4 protein-coding genes are annotated in these 22,926 nt (G+C 70.6%); 3 read left to right on the top strand and 1 reads right to left on the bottom strand.

What is annotated here, in order from left to right; translation table 11 throughout:
* Positions 1-21: 21 nt before the first annotated feature.
* Both AB0H76_RS37595 and AB0H76_RS37590 read left to right on the top strand, forming a co-directional pair.
* Positions 22-4,542: an amino acid adenylation domain-containing protein gene (locus tag AB0H76_RS37595; protein ID WP_357332197.1), complete on the top strand. Its 4,521-nt coding sequence runs from the start codon at positions 22-24 to the stop codon at positions 4,540-4,542.
* 70 nt (positions 4,543-4,612) lie between these two features.
* A complete protein-coding gene (locus AB0H76_RS37590) occupies positions 4,613-5,134 on the top strand; it encodes a hypothetical protein (protein WP_357332195.1) in 522 nt (173 codons plus the stop codon).
* Here the strand turns inward: AB0H76_RS37590 and AB0H76_RS37585 are convergent, their stop codons facing one another.
* On the bottom strand, positions 5,135-5,644 hold the full coding sequence (locus AB0H76_RS37585; protein ID WP_357332193.1) for a hypothetical protein: 510 nt from the start codon (positions 5,642-5,644) through the stop codon (positions 5,135-5,137).
* 408 nt (positions 5,645-6,052) lie between these two features.
* Between AB0H76_RS37585 and AB0H76_RS37580 the strand changes: the two genes are divergently transcribed.
* A complete protein-coding gene (locus AB0H76_RS37580; RefSeq protein WP_357332191.1) occupies positions 6,053-22,858 on the top strand; it encodes an amino acid adenylation domain-containing protein in 16,806 nt (5,601 codons plus the stop codon).
* Positions 22,859-22,926: the final 68 nt, after the last annotated feature.

Below are 22,926 nucleotides of genomic sequence, written 5' to 3'. Positions count from 1 at the left end.
GCGTGGAACGCTGCTGGTGAGTTGGAGTATCGGGGTCGTACGGATTTCCAGGTCAAGATTCGTGGTTTCCGTATCGAACTCGGCGAGATCGAGGCGGCACTGCTTGCCCTGCCGGAGATCTCGCAGACCGCGGTGCTGGCGAAGTCCGATCCGCGCACCGGCGATCGCCTGGTGGCCTACCTGGTCGGCGCGGATATCGAGGTGGCGCAGGTGAAGTCGGCGCTCGCCGCCGCACTGCCGTCCTACATGGTGCCCGGTGCCTTCGTCGTGCTCGACGAGCTCCCGCGCACCGTCAACGGCAAGCTGGATCGAAAAGCATTGCCGGAGCCGGAGTTCGAGGCGCACAGCTTCCGAGCCCCGGCCACGCCGATCGAGGAGATCGTCGCGCGGGTCTACGCCGAGGTGCTCGGCGCCGACCGCGTCGGCGCCGACGACGACTTCTTCGACCTGGGCGGCAACTCCCTGCTGGCCACCCAGGTGGCCGCCCGCCTCGGTGCGGCGCTGGACGCCACCGTCCCGGTGCGCGCGCTCTTCGAGGCGTCCACCGTCGCCGGACTGGCCGTCGAGGTCGAGCGGCACGCGGGGAGCGGGCACCGGGCGCTCACGGCGGGCCCACGCCCGCAGCGGATTCCGCTGTCACTGGCCCAGCAGCGGATGTGGTTCCTCAATCAGTTCAACCCGGACTCCGCGGTCTACAACGTGCCGGGCGCGGTCCGGCTGACCGGCGACCTGGATGTGCCCGCGCTGCGCGCGGCGCTCGGCGACGTGATCGCCCGGCACGAGGCGCTGCGCACCGTGTACCCGGATACCGACGGCACCGCCCACCAGGTGATCCTGCCCGCCGAGCAGGCCACCCTGGAACTGACGCCGGAGCCGGTGGCCGCGAGCGCGCTGCGGGCGCGGATCGTCGAACTGGTCTCGGCCGGATTCGACGTGACGACCCAGGTCCCGCTGCGGGCCGGTCTGCTGCGGGTCACCGACGCCCCGGACGAATTCGTCCTGGTCGTCGTCGCGCACCACATCAGCGCGGACGGCTGGTCGATGGGGCCGTTCATCCGCGACGTCGTCCTGGCCTACGCGGCCCGGTCGGCGGGCGCCGCGCCGGGCTGGGCGCCGCTGCCGGTGCAGTACGCGGACTACGCGCTGTGGCAGCGCGAGGTGCTCGGCTCGGAATCCGATCCCGGCAGCCTGATCTCGGCCCAGGCCGGTTACTGGCGGACCGCGCTGGCGGGCCTGCCGGACCAGCTGAACCTGCCCGTCGACCGGCCGCGGCCGCGCCTGCAATCCTTCGCCGGCGGCCAGGTGCCCTTCACCGTCGACGCGGCGCTGCGGGACCGGCTCGACGAGCTGGCCCGGGCGCACAACGCAACCACGTTCATGGTGCTGCACGCGGCGCTGGCGCTGCTGCTGGCGCGGTTGTCGGGCACCGGCGACATCGCCATCGGCACCCCGGTCGCCGGACGCGGAGCGGCCGAATTGGACGACGTGGTCGGCATGTTCGTCAACACCCTGGTGCTGCGCACCGAGGTGCGCGGCGAGCTCGGCTTCGATGCGCTGCTGGCCCAGGCCAAGGCCACCGACCTGCGGGCGTTCGCGCACGCGGACATTCCGTTCGAGCGCCTGGTGGAGGTGCTGGCTCCGGAGCGTTCGACCGCCCGCAACCCGTTCTTCCAGGTGTCGCTGTCGCTGCAGAACCTGCCGCAGGACAGTTTCGAGCTGCCCGGCTTGCGGGTCGGCGCGGTCGATTTCGAGGTCGACATCTCGAAGTTCGACCTCTCCTTGACGATTCGCGAGGCGGGTCCGAACACCGCGGACATCGGCATGCTCGCCGAGTTCACCTACGCGCGTGACCTCTTCGACGAGCCGACGGTCCAGGACTTCGCCCGGCGCTTCGTGCGCCTGCTCGAAGCCGTGGTGGCCGAGCCGGGCACCGCGGTCGGCGATCTGCCACTGCTGGACGCGGCCGAGCAGGCCGCGCTCACCCGGGTGTCGGTCGAGCAGACCGGCGGGTTGTTCCCGGAGCTGCTGGCTCGTGGCCTGGAGTCCGGACCGGACCGCGCGGCCGTGCGCTACGCGGGCCGGACTATCACCTACGGGGAACTCGACGCCGAGTCGAACCGGCTGGCCCGGGTGCTGGCAGCGCACGGTGTCGGCCCGGAAAAGACGGTGGCCCTGGCTGTTCCGCGGTCCTACGAGCTGGTCGTCGCGGTGCTGGCCGTGGCCAAGGCCGGTGGCGCGCACGTGCCGATCGATCCGGCGCACCCCGCGGACCGCGTGCGATATCAGCTCGCGGATTCCGGCGCGGTCCTCGGCTTGTCGCTGACCGAGCCGGGCATCGAAGTGCCGCAGGGCCTCTCGTGGCTGCGGCTCGACGATCCCGAGTTCGCCCGACTATGCGCCGGGCAGTCGGCGGCGCCGCTGACCGACCGGGACCGGATCGCGCCGTTGCGCGCCGAGCACCCGGCTTATGTCATCTACACCTCCGGCTCGACCGGCCGGCCGAAGGGCGTCATCGTCACCCACGCCGGCCTGGGCAACCTCCTCGCCCACGCGACCGAGCGGTACCGCCTGACCGCCGGGCACCGGGTGCTGCACGTGCGCAACCCGATCGCCGATCCGTCGGTGCTGGAATGGCTGAGCGCCTTCGCGAACGGCGCGACGCTGGTCATCGCGCCGGCCGCGGTGCTCGGCGGCGTGGAACTGAGCGAACTGATGCGGGCGGAGCGCGTGACGCACGCGATCATCCCGCCGGGCGTGCTCGCCACCATGGAGCCGGCGGGCCTGGGCGATCTCGAGGTCATCCACGCCGGCGGCGATGTCACCACCCCGGACCTGCTGGCCCGGTGGCAGCCGGGGCGCACCTATCTCAACGCCTACGGGCCGACCGAGTCGACCATCGTGGCCACCTATGCCGAACTGGCGGCCGGGGAGCGGATCACCATCGGCCGCCCGGTGCCCGGCACCTCGGCATTCGTGCTCGATGCCCGGTTGCATCCGGTGCTTCCCGGTGTCGCCGGCGAGCTGTACCTGTCCGGCCCGGCGCTGGCCCGCGGGTATCTCAACCGAACGGATCTGACCGCCGAGCGTTTCGTCGCGAACCCGTGGGCCGGACCCGGCAGCCGGATGTATCGCACCGGCGACCTGGTCCGCTGGAACTCCGCCGGAGACCTGGAATACCTGGGCCGCACCGACTTCCAGGTCAAGGTGCGCGGTTTCCGGGTCGAACTCGGCGAGATCGACGTGGTCCTGCGCGGTCACCCGGACGTGGACTTCGCGGTGACCCTGGGCCGCACCGGCCCGGCCGGGCACCAGATGCTCGTCGGCTACGTGCGCCCGGTCGGCGGCCGCGCGCTCGATCCGGTCCAGATCACCGCGTTCGCGGCCGAGCGGCTGCCCGCGCACATGGTGCCCGCGGCCGTCGTGGTGCTGGACGAGATTCCGCTGACCGCGGCCGGCAAGCTCGATCGCCGGGCGTTGCCGGCGCCGCAACTGGTGGAACGCGAGTACCGGGAACCGGCGACGCCGCTGGCGCGGGCCGTCGCGGGTGTCTTCGCCGAGATCCTCGAGGTCGACCGCGTCGGCGCGGACGACGACTTCTTCGAACTCGGCGGCACCTCGCTGTCGGCCACCCGCGCGGTGAGCCGGTTGCGCACCGTCACCGGCGCCGAGGTGCGCGTGCAGTGGTTCTTCACCGATTCCACCGTCGAGGCCTTGAGCGCCCGGATCGTGGCGGCGCTGTCGGCCGGTTTCGACTACACCGAGGACTCGGAGGCGGCGCTGCGGGTACTGCTGCCGATCCGTGCCGGCGGCACCCGGCGCCCGCTGTTCTGCATCCATCCGCTGTCCGGATTGGCTTGGCCCTACGCGGGTTTCACCCGCTACATCAGCGTCGATCGCCCGATCATCGGCGTGCAGTCCCCGGCCTGGTCGGAACCCGATTTCCTGCCGGATTCGCTCGCGGACCTGGTGCGGCGCTATGTCGCCGAGATCCGGGCGGCGCAGCCGGAGGGGCCGTATCACCTGCTGGGCTGGTCGATGGGCGGCCTGCTCGCGCACGCGATCGCGGTCGAACTCCAGGCGCAGGGCGCGCAGGTCGAAACCCTGGCCATGCTGGACAGTCGCGTCGCGGGTGACATCGCCGAGTTCCGCGCCGAGATCGGTGAGATGTTCGCCGAGCTGGGTGCCGGTCCCGACGCCGTGATCGTCACCGACGACAGCGACGATCTCAGCGCGGCGGCCGTGGCGGCTTTGCACGCGAGCATTCCCCCGGAACTGTCGATCCTCACCGAGGACCGCCTGCGGCGGATCTACCGCAACGCCGCCCGCGCCATCCAGCTGAAATCCTCGTTCGAGGTGGGCGTCTTCCGCGGCCGGGTCGATTACTTCAGCGCCGAGGGCAACGACGTGCTGGACGCGTGGCGCCCGCATATCGACGGTGACCTGATCGTCCATCCGATCGCCGCCAAGCACGAGCAGCTCACCTCGCCGGAGGTGCTGACCGTGCTCGGGCCGCTGCTGGCCGCGCTGCTGGCGGCCGGGTAGCCATCTCGGTGCCACACCGGTGACGGTGCCGGACCAGTTGCGTACCGCATGGTTCGATTGCCGTTCCGGTGTGGACCGAGCAGAAGGGCGCGGCATGCACAATCTGACCAGGGAGGAAAGCGCCCGGCTCCGGGATCTGCTGCTGGCCTCGGCCCGCGAGTTCGAGCCCGAATGGGCCACGCGCTCCGGCCGTTTCGTGGTGCCGGGCCCGGCGGTGAGCAAACTGGCCAGTGATCAGGGCGCCGCCCACATCCTCAACGGCTTCTCCTGGGGTGGGTACGAGCAGATCTACGGCCTGACCACCGAGCGACTCGGCAAGAGTAAAGAGGACCAGGCGGTGCTGGCCAATCTCGAGGACATCGCCGACTGGCGCTGGCCCGGCAAGGCCGATGTGCTGCTCGCCTCCACCGATCACATGGTCGCGGTACTGATCACCACCGACGACTTCATCCTGGTGGCCGGCGATCGGGTTTTCGTGGAGACCGCCCTCGGCATGACCCTGGACCAGGCCCGTACCAGTTTCCAGGCCTATGCCCGGGAGCGGGCGCTGAACGCGCCCCACCTCCCGGAACTGGCCGAACAGTACCGCTGACTACTTCTTGCGGACCTTGTCGACCGCGGCGACGAAGAACTTTTCGGCGGCCGCCTCGTCGAAGTTCGACGTCTGCACGGCGGCGCGCACCGTGACGGTCTGGTTGTCGACGATGGCCCAGCCCAGATAGGCCTTGATGGTGAACGCGCCGAAACCGGGAACCGAGGAGACCGTGGTGGTCCGGTAGGCGACGGCGTCGACGCCGTCCAGCCCGGCCGGCGGCTTGCGCGGTTCCAGGGTGACCTTCGAGCTGAGGTGCTGGCGATCCGGGCTGGTGCTGGTGACCTGCATGCTGGCGCACTTGTCCACGGCCGTGCTGAAAACCGCGAGGTCGACCTTGGTTTTGGAGACGGCTTCGAAGTAGACCGAGGGCGGCGTGCCGCCGGAGGCCGCGGCGAAATTCGCGTCGGCGGTCACCTTCTCGGCCTGGTCGGTCATGTCGTCGACGCGGCCCTGACAATCCGCGGGCGTGACCGAATCGATGGCTTGCACCGACAAAACGTCCGTCATGCGGTCGCGTACCTGGTCATCGGGTATATCCATGGTCTTCTCGCCCGCCGGGAAATCGGATTCCGAGAGCACCACCCCGCCGCTAGAACCGCCGTTCGTAGACGAGCAGGCGGCCATCAGCAATCCTGTGCATATCAGCAATGACTTGCCAAGTGTCCGAATTGTCACCGACCCAGCATGCCAGTGGCAACCCTGTTTACCGGGCAGCGACGCTCGCGGTCGTCTCGAGGGGTGGGCCGGTCCAGGCAATGTGGTAACGAGCGCCCGGTATCTCTACGATGCTGTTCCAGATGGTCGCGGTGTCTAGGGGAGCACAATTGCCGACTGATTGCTGGAGAGATAGGGAAGCTGCTTCATGGTTCGGGTCGACTTGGGTTGCCGCTACGTGCTGACAGGACCGGTGGGCAAATGACCCGGCCGACCAGGACGCGTCCCGCATCCCGCGCTCAGCGGTCACGCGTCAAGACGCTGCCGCAACTGCTGGGCGCCGCCGTGGAGGCGAATCCCGGCGGTGTCGCGGTGTCCTTCGCCGACGCCGAGCAGACCCTGGCCCAGCTGTCCTATGCCGACCTCGATACCCGTTCCACCCGCCTCGCTCGTTTGCTGATTGATCGCGGGGTTGGACCCGAGGATCTGGTCGCGGTGGGTGTGCCACGGTCGGTGGAGTCGATTGTCGCCGTGTGGGCGGTTGCCAAGACCGGTGCGGGCTTCGTCCCGGTGGACCCGAACTACCCGCAGGACCGGATCGAGCACATGGTCGCCGACTGTGGCGCCGTGCTCGGCCTGACGCAGACCGCTCACCGTGATCGCCTGCCCGATTCGGTGCCGTGGCTGGAATTGGACAGCTCCGAGCAGGTGCTCGCGCTCGCCGGGCAGCCGACCGACGCCGTCACCTACGCGGACCGGGTCCGGCCGCTGCGGGCCGAGCATCCGGCCTATGTCATCTACACCTCCGGCTCGACGGGCAAGCCCAAGGGCGTGGTCGTCACCCAGGCCGGTCTATCGAGTTTCAGCGACGAGCAGCGTGACCGCTACCGCGTCACGAGTGATTCGCGCACACTGCATTTCGCGTCCCCGTCCTTCGACGCGTCGGTCTTGGAACTGCTGCTGGCCGTGGGTGGTGCGGCGACCATGGTCGTGGTGTCGCCGACCGTGTACGGCGGCGCCGAGCTTGCGGAGCTGTTGCGGCGCGAGCGGGTGACCCATGCCTTCATCACGCCGGCGGCACTGGCGTCGGTGGATCCGGCCGAGCTGGACGAGTTCCGGGTCGTGGTCGCGGGCGGCGAGGCGTGCCCGCCGGAACTGGTGCGGCGCTGGGGATCCGGCCGCGAGTTCTTCAACGGCTACGGTCCGACCGAGACCACGATCATGACCAACATCTCCGCGCCGCTGGTGCCGGGGGAGACGGTGACGATCGGCGGCCCGATCCGGGCGATCACCGAATATGTGCTGGACGACCGGCTGACGCCGGTGCCGAACGGTGTGGTCGGCGAGTTGTACATCACCGGTGCGCAATTGGCGCGCGGCTATCATCAGCGGCCGTCGCTGACTTCCGCGCGGTTCGTCTCGAACCCGTTCGACGCCAACGGTTCCCGGCTGTACCGTACCGGCGACCTGGTCCGCTGGAATCCGGCCGGTGAGCTGGAGTATCTGGGCCGCAACGACTTCCAGGTCAAGATCCGTGGTTTCCGGATCGAGCTGGGTGAGATCGACGCGGTGCTCGCGGCACACGAGTCGGTGGACTTCGCGGTCACCGTCGGTCACGACCTGGATACGGGTGCAACCATTCTCGCCGCCTACGCGCACGCCGCCGAAGGCCACCGGATCGACGCCGAGGAGCTACTCCGCTTCGCCGCGCGCCGGCTTCCCGAGCACATGGTCCCGACCACGCTGACCGTGCTCGACGAGATCCCGCTGACCCCGGTCGGCAAACTCGATCGCGGCGCCCTGCCCGCGCCGCAGCTGCGCACCGAGGAGTTCCGCGCGCCGGAGGGCCGGTTGGAGACCCTGGTCGCGGCCGTCTACGCCGAGCTGCTCGATCCGCCGAATCCCATTGGCGCGGACGATGATTTCTTCGCGCTCGGCGGCAATTCGCTGATCGCCACCCGGGTGATCGCCCGCCTGGGCGCGGCCCTGGACGCGCAGATTCCGGCCCGCCTGCTCTTCGAGGTGCCCACCGCCGCCCGGCTCGCCGAGCGGCTGCTGGAACTCGAGGGTTCCGGCGGCCGCCACGAACTGAAGCCGATGGCGCGGCCCGAGCGGATCCCGCTGTCGCTGGCCCAGCAGCGCATGTGGTTCCTGAACCGCTTCGATCCGGAATCGGCCGCCAACAACATTCCGTTCGCCATCAGGCTCTCCGGTGAGCTGCAGGTGGAAGCCCTGCAGGCCGCCGTCGCGGACCTGATCGACCGGCACGAATCGCTGCGCACGCTCTACCCGGCCGTGGACGGCACCGGCTACCAGTCGATCCAGCCCACCCTGTGGGTGCTGCCCGACCTGACCCCGCAGCCGGTGGCCGAGCACCAATTGCAGGAGTGGCTGCTCGGCTACGCGCTGACCGGGTTCGACGTCACCACCGAGGTGCCGTTGCGGATGGGCCTGGCCCGGTTCAGCCCCGACGAGCACGTGATCATCGTGGTGGTACACCACATCGCCGCCGACGGCGCCTCGGTCGCGCCGATGGTGCGAGATCTGATGACCGCCTACGTCACCCGGGTTTCCGGCGCCGCTCCGAGCTGGGCGCCGCTGCACGTGCAGTACGCCGATTACACGCTGTGGCAGCGCGAGATCCTCGGCGACGAGCACGACCCGGCCTCCATCGCGGCCGAGCAGATCGCCTACTGGCGAACGGCTCTGGCCGGCGTCCCGGAGCGCATCGATCTGCCCGCGGACCGGCCCCGGCCCGCGGTCGCCACCGGTCGCGGCGCGGTCTACGGGTTCGAGATTCCCGCGGACACGCACCGACGGCTCGACGAGCTGGCGCAGGAGTCCGGCGCGTCGCTGTTCATGGTGGTGCACGCCGCGCTGGCGACCCTGCTCGCGCGCCTGTCGAATACCGACGACATCGCCATCGGCACGCCGGTCGCGGGCCGCGGCGAACGCGAACTCGACGACCTGATCGGCATGTTCGTCAACACGCTGGTGCTGCGCACCCGGATCGACCGGGGCGCCTCCTTCGCCGAGCTGCTGGCGCAGGCCAGGGAAACCGATCTGGCGGCGTTCTCGCACGCCGAGCTGCCCTTCGAGCGGCTCGTGGAGGTGCTCGATCCGGTCCGTTCGCAGGCGCATCACCCGCTGTTCCAGGTGGCCCTGTTCTTCCAGAACATGGAGAACGCGACGCTGCAACTGCCCGGATTGGCCGCGGAGGTCGTCGATTTCGACGGTGCGCTCGCGAAGTTCGATCTGCAGCTGACCATGGTGCCGCAGGATCGCGACGGCGCGCCGAGCGGTTTGTCGGCGCTGTTCACCTATGCCATCGATCTGTTCGACGAGCCCACCGTCGCCGAGTTCGCCGACCGGCTGACCCGCCTGCTGGCGCTGGTGGCCGCGGATCCGCAGCGGCCCGTCGGCGCGATCGAGGTGCTGGAACCCGCCGAGCGCAATCGAATCCTGCTCGGCTGGAACAACACGCATCGCGGCGTCGCCCCGGAGCTGCTGCTGGACGGCTACCGGCGCGCGGTCGCCGCGCACCCGGACGCCCGCGCGCTGGAGTTCGAAGGCGCCCGGCTGACCTACCGCGAGTTCGACGAGCGGGTGAATCGGCTGGCCCGGCTGCTGATCTCGGAGGGCGTCGGCTCGGAAGCCCTGGTGGGCTTGGCCGTCCGGCGTTCGCTGGACCTGGTGGTCGGCATGTACGCGATCATCACCGCCGGTGGCGCCTACGTGCCGCTGGATCCGGACCATCCGGCCGAGCGCATCGGCCATATCCTCGAGACGGCGCAACCGGTCTGCGTGCTGAGCACCACCGACGCCGCCGCGGCGCTGCCCGCGGGGCCGCGCACGATCCTGCTCGACACCGCGGACCTGTCCGGTTTCGACGCCGAACCCGTTCGCCCCGAAGAACTTTCGGCGCCGATCCGTCCGGAGCACCTGGCCTACGTCATCTTCACCTCGGGTTCGACCGGTCGCCCCAAGGGTGTCGCGATCTCGCACGAGGCGATCCACAACCAGATCACCTGGATGCTGGCCGAGTACCCGCTCGGCCCGGACGATGTCTATCTCCAGAAGACCGCCACCACCTTCGACGTGTCGCTGTGGGGCTTCTTCATGCCGCTGCGCGTCGGCGCGACCCTGCTGGTCGCGACGCCGGACGGGCACCGCGATCCGCAGTACGTCCAGGAGGCCCTGGTCACCGGCCGGGTCACGGCCACCGACTTCGTGCCCTCGATGCTGACCGTGTTCGCGGCGCACACCGCGGAATTCGCGGCCGACGGTTCGCGCCGGTCCCCGAACCGCCGCGAGGATTCCCCGCAGCGCTACTGGGACGCCTATCCGTCGCTGCGCCACGTCTTCGTCATCGGTGAGGCGCTCCCGCCGGAAACCGTCGGCGCGTGGCGCACCGTGTCCGGCGCACCCCTGCACAACCTCTACGGTCCCACCGAAGCCGCTGTCTCGGTGACCTATTGGCCCGCTTCGGTCTCCGACGTGCGCACCGTCCCGATCGGTGTCCCGCAGTGGAACACCCAGGTCTACGTGCTGGATTCGCGCATGCAGCCGGTACCCGCCGGTGTCCCCGGCGAGCTCTACCTGGCAGGTGTCCAGCTGGCGCGCGGCTACGTACGCCGCCCGGACCTGTCCTCGGATCGCTTCGTGGCCAACCCCTTCGGGCGCGGCGAACGCATGTACCGCACCGGTGACCTGGTGCTGTGGCGCGACTCCCCGCACCGCCTGGAATACCTCGGCCGCACCGACTTCCAGGTGAAGTTCCGCGGCCAGCGCATCGAGCTCGGCGAGATCGAAACCGCGCTGCTGGCCCAGCATTCGGTCAGCCAGGCCGTGGTGGTCGTGGCCACCGGCCCGACCGGTGATCAGCTCGTCGGCTATGCCGTCGCGGTGCCGGGCGCCGCGCCGGATCCGGTCGAGCTACGGTCGGCGCTGGCCGAGGCGCTACCGCCGTACATGGTGCCCGCCACGGTCATGCTGCTCCCGGAACTCCCGCTGAACACCTCCGGCAAGCTGGACCGCAAAGCGCTGCCCGCACCGGTTTTCGAGACCACCGCCTTCGCCGCGCCCGCCACCCCGATGGAAGCGGCCGTGGCCGAGGTGTTCGCCGAGATCCTCGGCGCCGAACGGATCGGTCGCGACGACGACTTCTTCGCCCTGGGCGGCAACTCGCTCAGTGCCACCCGCGTCGCCGCCCGCCTGGGCGCGGCCTTCAACACCCGCCTACCGGTCCGGACCCTGTTCGAAGCCTCCACCGTCGCCGCGCTGGCCGCCCGCATCGAGGTCGCCGACGACAGTGGCCGCCCGCCGCTGGTCGCGGGCCCGCGACCGGACCCGATCCCGCTCTCGCTGGCTCAGCAGCGGATGTGGTTCCTCAACCAGTTCGATCCCACCGCGGCCGCCTACAACCTGCCGGTGGCCGTGCAGCTGTCGGGCAACCTCGATATCGAGGCGTTGCGCGCGGCGGCGGCCGACATCGTGGTGCGCCACGAAACCCTGCGCACCGTCTACCCGCAGACCGCCGACGGGCCGACCCAGGTCATCCTGGCGCCGGCCGACGCCACCCCGGATCTGGGCCCGATCGTGCTGCCCGAAGCGGAGCTCTACGAACGCGTCTCCGAACTCGCCGCGACCGGCTTCGACGTGGCCGCCGAAGTGCCGGTGCGGATGTCGCTGTTCCAGCTCGCGGACCGCCCCGACGAATACGTCCTGCTCGTGGTCGTGCACCACATCGCCGCCGACGGCTGGTCCCTGGGCCCGCTGACCCGCGACGTGATGGTGGCCTACGCCGCCAGATCCCAAGGCTCCGAGCCGACTTGGGCGCCGCTGCCGGTGCAGTACGCCGACTACACGCTGTGGCAGCGCGGGCTGCTCGGCGCACCGGAGGACCCGGAGTCGACCGCTGCCGCGCAGCTCGGCTTCTGGCAGTCCGCGCTGGCCGAGCTGCCCGAGGAATCGACGCTGCCGCTGGACCGGCCGCGCCCGGCCACCCAGTCCTATCAGGGCGGCGCGGTGAGCTTCCGGGTCGACGCCCGGACCCACCACGGCCTGAAGGACCTGGCCCGCTCCGCCAACGCCACCGTGTTCATGGTGGTGCACACCGCGCTGGCGGTACTGCTGGCCCGCATGAACGGCCGCAACGACGTCGCCGTCGGCACCCCCGTCGCCGGTCGCGGCGCGGCCGAACTCGACGACGTGATCGGCATGTTCGTCAACACCGTGGTGCTGCGCAGCCACCTCGATCCCGCCGAGCCCTTCGCCGCGCTGCTGGCCCGGCAGCGCGAAGCCGATCTGGCCGCCTTCGCGCACGCGGACATCCCGTTCGAGCAGCTGGTCGACGTGCTCGCGCCGGTCCGCTCCACCGGCCGCACCCCGCTGTTCCAGGTGGCGCTGTCCTTCCTGAACCTGCCGGCCGGCGATTTCGAACTGCCCGGCCTCAGCATCCGCGGCCTGGACGCGCCCGTCGACATCGAGCGCTTCGACATGCAGCTGAACATCGCCGAGGGCGGTGCGGGCGGCGCCGAGGGCATGGCGGGCCAGCTCAGCTATGCCCGCGACCTGTTCGACGCGGCCACGATCCGCACCTTCGCCGAGCGGTTCGTCCGGCTGCTGCGCGAGATCGTCGCCGACCCCGCCACCGCGGTGGGTGATCTGCGGCTGCTCTCCGATCTCGAAGCCGACCGGCTCGCCCGGATGAGCGGTCCGGCCGTATCCGTGACCGGCACGCTGCCCGACATCCTCGCCGCGGCCGCCGCGCGCGAACCCGATCGGATCGCCGTGCTGTGCGGCGAGGAATCCCTGACCTACCGCGAATTGGACGCGCGCTCTTCGCGTCTGGCCCGTGAGCTGATCGCCCGCGAGGTCGGCCCGGGTGACCTGGTGGCGGTCGGTGTGCCGCGCTCGATCGAATCGGTGCTCGCGTTCTGGGCGGTGGCGAAGTCCGGTGCGGGCTTCGTGCCGGTGGATCCGAACTATCCGGCCGAGCGGATCGCGCACATGCTCGCCGATTCCGGTGCGACGCTGGGCCTCACGGTGAAGGCCGCGGCCGTCTCCCTGGTCCCGGCGGACGGGGCCGCCACCATCGAGTGGCTCGACCTCGACAGTATCGATGCCGAGGAGCGCAGTGCCGCACCGGTTTCCGATCCGGAGCGGGTGCGCCCGCTGCGCGCGTCGAACGTGGCCTACCTGGTCTACACCTCCGGCTCGACCGGCGTGCCCAAGGGCGTCGCCGTCACGCACGCCGGGCTCGCGGGCTACAGCGCCGAACAGTGCGAACGGTTCACCCTCACTCCGGAATCGCGGACCCTGCACGCCGCGACCCCGAGCTTCGACGGCGCGGTCCTGGAGCTGCTGCTCGCCACCGGCGCCGCCAGCACCATGGTCGTCGTCCCGACCGACGTCTACGGCGGCGCCGATCTGGCCGAACTGCTGCGCGCCCAGCGGGTTACCCACATGTTCATCACCGTGGCGGCACTCGCCTCGATCGACCCCACCGGGCTGACCGATCTGCGGGCGGTGTTCACCGGCGGCGAGAGCTGGTCGCCGGATCTGGTGCGGCGCTGGGCCATCGACGGCCGCCAGTTCCACAATGCCTACGGCCCCACCGAGACCACGATCATCGTGAACTTCAGCGAGCCGCTGGAGCCGGGGACCGACCTGACCATCGGCGCCCCCATCCGCGGCATCACCGAGTGGGTGCTCGACGAGCGCCTGCACCCAGTGCCCGCCGGCGTCGTCGGTGAGCTCTACATCGCCGGTGACCAGCTGGCCAACGGCTACCACCGGCGCCCGGGCCTGACCGCGAGCCGGTTCGTCGCCACCCCGTGGCTGCCCGGCGTGCGGATGTATCGCACCGGCGACGTGGTCCGCTGGACCGCGGGCGGCGAGATCGAGTTCGTGGGCCGCAACGACTTCCAGGTCAAGGTGCGCGGCTTCCGCATCGAACTCGGCGAGATCGACGCCGTGCTCGCCGAGCACGAGAGCGTGGACTTCGCGGTCACCGTCGGCCGCAAGTCGGCCGGCGGCACGATCATGCTGGTGTCCTATGTGCACGCCGCGCCCGGGCAGACCGTCGAGGTCGCCGCGCTCACCGGCTACGCCCAGCAGCGGATGCCCGCGCACATGGTGCCCTCCTCGATCATGGTGCTCGACGAGATCCCGCTCACCCCGGTCGGCAAGCTCGATCGGAAGGCGCTGCCGGAGCCGGTCTTCGAGACCTCGCTGTACCGGGCACCGGTCAGCACCCAGCAGCAGGCCGTCGCCGAGGTGTACGCCGAGGTGCTCGGGCTGGAGCAGGTCGGCGTGGACGACGACTTCTTCGCGCTCGGCGGCAACTCGCTCAGCGCCACCCGGGTGACCGCCCGGCTGGCAGCGGCCCTGGACACCCAGGTGCCGGTGCGCCTGCTGTTCGAGGCGCCGACGGTCGAGGCGCTGGCCGCCCGGCTGGCGACCTCGGCGGACACCACCGGCGCGCGCCCCGCCCTGGTGGCCGGGCCGCGTCCGGAACGGATTCCGCTGTCGCTGGCGCAGCAGCGGATGTGGTTCCTCAACCAGTTCGACACCGCGTCCGCGGCCTACAACATCCCGGTCGCCGTCCGGCTCACCGGCGCGCTCGACCTGGACGCGCTGAAAATGGCGCTGGCCGATGTGATCACCCGGCACGAGATCCTGCGGACCTTCTACCCGCAAACCGGTGTCGGCTCGGGAGATTCGGGCCCGGCCGGTCCGATCCAGGCGATTCAGCCCGCCGCGGCGGCGGTGCCGGCGCTGGCGCCGGTCGACGTGCCCGCCGCCGAACTGATCGACCGCGTCACCGCGCTGGTCGACACCGGCTTCGATGTCGCCATCGAGGTGCCGCTGCGGGTCGCGCTGCTGCGCGTGGACGGTGATGCCGAAGACCACGTGATCGTGTTCGTGGTGCACCACATCGCGGGTGACGGCTGGTCGATGGGCCCGCTGACCCGCGATTTCATGGGCGCCTATGCCGCCCGCGCGCACGGCTCGGCGCCCGGCTGGGCTCCGCTGCCGGTGCAGTACGCCGACTTCAGCGTCTGGCAGCGCACCGTGCTCGGCGCCGAGGACGACTCGGAATCGCTGGCCACCAAGCAGATCGAGTTCTGGCAGCGCGAATTGTCCGGGCTGCCCGAGGAATCCACGGTGGCGGGCGACCGCCCGCGCCCCGGCACACCCAGTTTCCACGGTGGCGCCGTCGATTTCGTGATCGCCGCCGAGGTGCGCGACGCGCTCGCCGAGCTGGCCCGCGCCCAGAACGCCACGCTGTTCATGGTGGTGCACGCCGCGCTGGCCGTGCTGCTGTCCCGGCTCTCCAACGCCGACGACGTCGCGATCGGCACGCCGGTCGCGGGTCGTGGCGACGCCGCGATCGACGACCTGATCGGCATGTTCGTCAACACCGTCGTGCTGCGCAGCACCCTGGAACCGGGGGAGTCCTTCGCCGAACTGCTGGCCCGGCAGCGGGAGAAGGACCTGGCCGCGTTCGCGCACGCCGACATCCCGTTCGAGCGGCTGGTGGACGTGCTCGACCCGGAGCGCTCCACCGCGCGCACCCCGCTGTTCCAGGTGATGCTGGCCTTCCAGAATCTGCCCGGCGGCTCCTTCGAGCTGCCCGGATTGACCGCGGGCACCGTCGATTTCGACCCCGAGGTGGAGAAGTTCGACCTCTCGATGACCGTGCACGAGAGCCCCGAGGGGCTGGGCTGCCGGCTGTCCTACGCCACCGATCTGTTCGACGCGGCGACCGCGGCGGCGATCGCGCAGCGCTGGCAGCGGGTGCTCGCGGCCATCGCCGCCGATCCGTCGATCGCGGTGGGCGCCATCGAGGTGCTCGACGCCGCCGAGCGCGCGGACCTGATCGCGCGCACCGGACTCCCCGCGGTCCCCGCGCGCACCCTGCCGGAGCTGCTGGCCGAGGCCGCGGCGATCAATCCGTTCGCCCCGGCGGTGGTCTCGGGCAACACCACGCTGGCCTACGGCGAGCTGGATGAGCGCTCGAACCGCCTGGCCCGCTTGCTCATCCGGGCGGGCATCGGCGCCGAGGATCTGGTCGCGGTCGCCATCCCGCGCTCGGCGGAATCGGTGTTCGCCGCGTGGGCGGTGTCCAAGACCGGCGCCGCGTTCGTGCCGGTGGACCCGACCTATCCGGCCGACCGCATCGCGCACATGGTCACCGATTCCGGCTCGGCCCTGGGCATTACGGTCGCCTCGGTGCGGGACGACCTGCCCGACACGGTGCGGTGGCTGGTGCTCGAGGATCTCGAGACCGAGCATCTGGACCGCGCCCCGATCACCGACGCCGACCGGGTCCGCCCGCTGCGCCCGGCGCATCCGGCCTACGTCATCTACACCTCCGGCTCCACCGGCGTGCCCAAGGGCGTGCTGGTCACCCACGCCGGCCTGGCCAATTTCAGCGTCGAGCAGCTGGAGCGCTACCACCTCGACTCCGATTCGCGGGCACTGCATTTCGCGTCCCCGAGCTTCGACGCCTCGATCCTGGAATTCCTGCTGGCCATCGTCCGCGGTGGCACGCTGGTGATCGCCCCGCCGCGCATGTACGGCGGCGAGGAGCTCTACGAGCTGATCCGCAAGGAATGCGTCACGCACGCGTTCATCACGCCGTCGGCGCTGGCCACCTTCGATCCGGCGGGCCTGGACAGCTTCCGCGCCGTGGTCGCCGGCGGCGAGGCCTGCCCGCCCGAACTGGTCGCGAAATGGGCGGCGGCACTGCCGGATTGCGCGTTCCACAACGGTTACGGTCCGACCGAGACCACCATCATGACCAACATCAGCGACCCGCTGACGCCCGGAGCCACCGTCACCATCGGCGGCCCGATCCGCGGCATGCAGTCGCTGATCCTGGACGGCGGGCTGCGGCCGGTGCCGGCGGGCGTCGCGGGTGAGCTGTATCTGTCGGGTATTCAGCTGGCGCGTGGCTACCACGCCCGGCCGGGCCTGACCGCCGAGCGTTTCGTGGCGAACCCGTATGTCGCGGGCGAGCGCATGTACCGCACCGGTGACGTGGTGCGCTGGACCGCGACAGGCGAGGTCGAATACGTCGGCCGCTCCGATTTCCAGGTGAAGATCCGCGGCTTCCGTATCGAACTCGGCGAGATCGACGCGGCCCTGGCCTCCTTCGACACCGTCGACTTCGCGGTCACCGTCGGGCACAAGAACGCCGCCGGGGCCGCCTCGCTGGTGTCCTATGTCGTTGCCACGCCGGGGCGTTCGATCGACACCGCCGCGCTGACCGCGCACGTCGAGGAGCGGCTGCCCGCCTACATGGTGCCGTCCTCGATCATGGTGCTCGCCGCGGTCCCGCTGACCCCGGTCGGCAAGCTGGACCGTAAGGCGTTGCCGGAACCCGTCTTCGCGACCACGGTGTCGCGGGAACCGATCGGCGATATCGAGGCCCGCCTCGCCGCGCTGTTCGCCCAGGTGCTCGGCTTGGAGCAGGTGGGCGTGGACGACTCGTTCTTCGCTGTCGGCGGCGACTCGATCCTGTCCATCCAGCTGGTCTCGCGCGCCAAGGCCGCGGGCATCGTGTTCAGCCCGCGCGATGTGTTCGAACAGCGCACCGTCGCCGGCCTGGCGCAGGTCGCCTCGCAGGCGGCCGAAGCGGTAGTGCTGGAAGAACTTCCGGGCGGCGGCATCGGCGAGGTGCCGCTCACCCCGGTGCTCGCCGAGTACCTGCGGCACGGCGCGTTCGACCGGTTCTTCCAGTCCATGATGCTCGGCCTGCCCGAGGACATCGACGAGGCCGGGCTGGTGGCGACCATCGCGGCCGTCATCGATCATCACGACGTGCTGCGCTCCCGGGTGCGGCATGTGAACGGGCAGTGGACCTTCGAGACCCTGCCGGTCGGCGCGCTGCAGATGGCCGACCTGATCACCCGCACCGATGTCCCCGCCGACGTGAGCGACGAGGATCTGCAGTGGATCGCCCGCGAGGCGATGGAAGCCACGGTGTCGGAACTGGATCCGGGTGCGGCCAAGATGCTGGCGTTCACCTGGCTGCACCGGCCGGACGCGCGGGATCTGCTCGTGGTCGCCGCGCACCACTACGCGATCGACGGCGTCTCCTGGCGCATCGTCATCCCCGACCTGGCCGTGGCCTGGTCGCAGCGGCTGGCCGGCGAACCGGTCTCTCTGCCCGCCAACGGCACCTCGTTCCGGCGCTGGGCGCACGGGCTGGCCGATCTCGCGGCCGGCCGCCGCACCGAGCTGGATTTCTGGAAATCCGTGCTGGCCACCCCGGATCCGCTGCTCGGCAGCCGCGCGCTCGATCCGGCCGTCGATACTCAAGCCACCGTGCAGCGGGTACAGATCCAGGTACCCACCGCGATCGCCGAGACCGTGCTCACCAAGGTGCCCGCGCTCTACCGCGGCGGCGTCAACGACGGCCTGCTGACCGCGCTCGCCTTGGCGGCCTACACCTGGCGGGCCCGCCGCGGCGTCCGCGCACCGGCCACCCTGGTGAAACTCGAAGGCCACGGCCGCGAGGAGGAGGTGCTGCCCGGCAGCGACCTGACCCGCACCATCGGCTGGTTCACCAACGTCTACCCGGTGGCCCTGGACCTGGGCCAGGTCGACATCGATGCCGCCTTCGACGGCGGCGAGGCCACCGGCGACGCGATCAAGGCGATCAAGGAACAGCTGCTCGCGGTGCCGGACAAGGGCCTGGGCTACGGCCTGCTCAAGCACCTGGACCCCGAGACCGCCGGGGTGCTCCCGGACCACCTGGGCCAGATCAGCTTCAACTACCTCGGCCGGGTCTCCGCGGGCGGTGTGCCCGAGGGGCTCACCGCGCTCGGCTGGATGCCGACCGGTGAAGCGGGACAGCACAATCCGGACCAGGACGAGGCCATGCCCGCGGGCGCGGTGGTCGACATCAACGCCATCGTCAACGACGGCGAGGACGGCCCCCGGATGGACGTCACCTTCCTCTACGCCGCCGAGGTCATCGGCGAGGCGCAGGTGCGCGAACTGGCGCAGGACTGGCTGTCCGCGCTGGAAGCGCTGGCCTGGCACGCCGAGCACCCGGCCTCCGGCGGCCTGACCCCGTCGGATGTGCCGCTGGTGCACGTCACCCAGTCCGAGATCGACACCTGGCAGCGCGCCTACCCGAGCCTGTCCGACGTGCTGCCGCTCTCGCCGCTGCAAGCGGGGCTGCTGTTCCTCACCGAACTCAGCGCCGCCGCGGACGGGCAGCAGGGTGACGACTACATCGTCCAGTTCACCCTGGAGCTGACCGGCAGCATCTACATCGACCGCATGCAGCGCGCCGCGCAGGGCGTGGTGGACCGGCACGCCAACCTGCGCACCGCGTTCGTCAGCACCGCCGACGGCACCTCGGTGCAGCTGGTGCTCGACCAGGTCGAGGTGCCGTGGCAGGCCATCGACGGCGTCCCCGACGACCAGCTGGCCGACGTGCTCGCCGCCGAACAGCAGCGCCGCTTCGATCCGGCGACCGCGCCCATGGTGCGTTTCGCCATGCACCGCACACTGTCCGGCCGCAGCTTCCTGACGCTGACCACGCACCACATCCTGGTCGACGGCTGGTCCATGCCGCTGCTGATGAAGGACCTGCTCACCCTCTACGCCACCCGCGGCGACGCCACCGTGCTGCCGCGCGTGCGGCCCTACCGCGACTACCTGGCCTGGCTCGCGCGCCAGGATCCCGCGGCCTCGCTGCGGGCCTGGACCGAGGCGCTGGCCGGGCTCGAACCGACGCCGCTCGCGCCCGCGCTGCCCACACCGCCGGTGCCGGGCGAGGGCGTCGGCTCGACGAAGTTCCAGCTGACACCGGAGGAGACCACGGCGCTGTCCGCGTTCGCGACCTCCTCGGGCGTCACCGTCAACACGGTCGTGCAGGCCGCCTGGGCGCTGGTCATCGCCGGCTGCACCGACCGGGACGAAGCCGTGTTCGGCGCGGCCGTCTCCGGTCGGCCGCCGCAGCTGGACGGCGTCGACGAGATGGTCGGGTTGTTCGTCAACACGCTGCCGGTGCGGGTGCGCTTCGACCCGCGCTGGACGGCGCGAGAACTGGTGAGCCGCTTGCAATCCGAGCAGGCCGCGCTGCTGGATCACCACTATGTCGGCCTGGCCGACATCCAGCGCCGGCTCGGGACGGACAACCTGTTCGACTCGCTGATGGCCTTCGAGTCCTACCCGGTCGACACCGAGGGGCTGGCCCAGGCCAGCAACAGCATCGACGGCATGGCCGTCGCCGACCTGAAAGCGGTGAACTACACGCACTATCCGCTGACCGTGCTGATCAACCTCGACGCGCAGCTGCACGTCGAGGTGCTGCACCAGCGGTCGATGCTGAACACCGCCGTCGCCAACGCGGTCGCCGAGCGGCTGCGGATGCTGATCACCGGCTTCGTCTCCGCGCCCGGTCGCACGCTGGCCGAGACCAGCCTGCTGCTCACGGCGGAGAGCCGAATCCTGGGTTCGCTCAACGACACCGAAGCTCCGGAGCTGGCCGCCGACGCGACCCTGGTGTCGCTGTTCCACGAGCAGTGCGCCCGCACACCGCACGCACCGGCACTCACCTTCGGCGCCGAGACCCTGACCTACGCCGAGCTGCGCTACCGCGCGCGCAGCCTGGCCGGAGCACTGGTGCAGCACGGCGCCGGCCCGGAAACCCTGGTCGCGGTGGCCATGCGCCGCTCCATCGACCTGGTGGTGGCGATCTACGCGGTGCTCGAGGCCGGCGCGGGCTACGTCCCGGTCGACCCCGACCATCCGGTGGAACGCAACGACCACGTGCTCTCGGGCGCGCGGCCGCGGTTCGTGCTGACCACCGCCGCGGACGGCTTCGAAACCGACACCGGCATCGAAGTTCTCGACATCGCTTCGCTCCAGCCGATCCCGGCCGACCTGCCCGAGCCGAGCCCGGACAACCTGGCCTACGTCATCTACACCTCGGGCTCCACCGGACGCCCCAAGGGCGTGATGATCACCCACCGCCAGATGGTGAACCAATTCCGCTGGGCCCAAACGGTGTACCCACACGACACCAACGACGTGGTGCTGCACAAGACGCCGATCACCTTCGACATCTCCACGTGGGAGTTGTTCTGGCCCTTGCAGACCGGCGCGCGCCTGGTCGTCGCGGCGCCGGACGGGCATCGCGATCCGCGCTACCTGGCCGAGATCATGGCGGCCGAGCAGGTCAGCACGGTGCACTTCGTGCCGTCCATGCTCGACGCGTTCCTGGACCTCGGCGCGGAACTCCCGGCCACCCCGGCTCGGGTGTTCGCGGCCGGTGAGGCGCTGAGCGGTTCGACCGTCGCCCGGTTCGGCGCGACACTGCCCGGCGCCCTGCACAACTGGTACGGCCCGGCCGAAGCGACCGTGGTCACCGCCTACTGGACCCGGGCCTCCGACGGCGGCGCCGCGGTCCCGATCGGCACACCCGTGGCCAACACCCGGGTGTACGTGCTGGACCGGCAGCTGCGTCAGGTCCCGGTCGGCGCGCCCGGCGAATTGTATGTAGCCGGTGTGCAATTGGCGCGCGGCTACCTCGGCGCGCCCGCGCTGACGGCGGAACGCTTCGTCGCCAGTCCGCACGGGACGGGGGAGCGGCTCTACCGCACCGGTGACATCGTCCGCCTGACCCGCGGCGGCCTGGAGTACCTGGGCCGCGCCGACTTCCAGGTCAAGCTGCGCGGCCAGCGCATCGAGCTCGGCGAGATCGAAGCCGTGCTGCTGCAGCACGATTCGGTCGGGCACGCCGCCGTGGCCGTGGTCAAGGATCCGGATCGGCTGGTCGCCTACGTCGTCGCGGCGGCCGGGCACACGCTCAGCGAGACCGGCCTGATCGAGCACGCCCGCCGCGGCCTGCCGGCCTACATGGTCCCGTCGGTGGTGGTCACCCTGGATCGGCTGCCGCTCAATGCCAGCGGCAAACTCGACCGCAAGGCGCTGCCGGTCCCGGAATTCACCGCACGGGCTTTCCGCGAACCGGTCACCGCCGTGCAGCGCGCCGTCGCCGGGGTCTTCGAGGAGGTGCTCGATATCGAGCGGGTCGGTCTCGACGACGACTTCTTCGCCCTCGGCGGCACCAGCCTGGTGGCCAGCCAGGCGGTGCACCTGCTGCGCGCGCGTACCGGCGTGGAACTGCGGGTGCAGGGCTTCTTCCTCGGCTCCACCGTGCAGGCCCTGGCCGCGCGGATCGCCGAGGCCCAGGACGGCGGCCTGGACTACGACGCCGAATCCGACGCGGCCCTGGGCCTGCTGCTCCCGATCCGCAACCGCGGCACCGAGGATCCGCTGTTCTGCATCCATCCGATGTACGGCCTGGCCTGGTGCTACACCGGCCTGACCCAGTACGTCGACGAGCAGCGCCCGATCATCGGCATCCAGGCCGCGGCCCTGTCCGAGGACGGGCCGCCGCCGGAATCGCTGTACGCGATGGCCGAGCGCTACACCGCCGAGATCCTGGCGGCACAGCCGAGCGGCGCGATCCGCCTGCTCGGCTGGTCGCTCGGCGGCGTGCTCGCGCACGAGATCGCGGTGCGGGTGCGCGGCGCGGGTCGCGAGGTGGCGCTGCTGGCCCTGCTGGACAGCGACCACAGTTTCGACCTGACCACCTGGCGCACCAGCACCGCGGAGATGCTCGCCGAACTCGGCATCACCGGCCTGGACATCGATCAGCTCGATGTGCTGTCCGCGGCCGACTTCGAGAAGCTGCACGAGCAGATCCCGGCCGACATGCTCGGCCTGACCCAGGACCGGCTGCGGCGGGTCTACACCAGCGCCATGCGCTCGGTGGGTCTGACCGAGGATTACGAGCCGGGCGTGTTCGACGGCACGATCGAGTACTTCCGCGCCGCCGCCGACGACCGCCGCACCCACGACGTGATCGCGGCCTGGCGGCCCTATGCCGCCGCGGTGGTCGACCACCCGATTCCGACTCGGCACGAATTCATGACTCAGCCCGAGGCATTGAGCGATATCGGGCCGGTTCTGGATAAACTGCTGCGCGGAGCCGAGGGCGTGGCAGTGACCTCTGTTGTCCCGAACCCCTAGGCCCGTATGGTTGCCGCGTTGCTCTGACTTGTGCACATTTCCAATCAGAAGAAAAGTAGGTGCAAAGT

This window comes from Nocardia sp. NPDC050712, assembly GCF_040654295.1.
Lineage (GTDB): Bacteria > Actinomycetota > Actinomycetes > Mycobacteriales > Mycobacteriaceae > Nocardia.
This window is presented reverse-complemented; position numbering and strand designations above follow the sequence as displayed.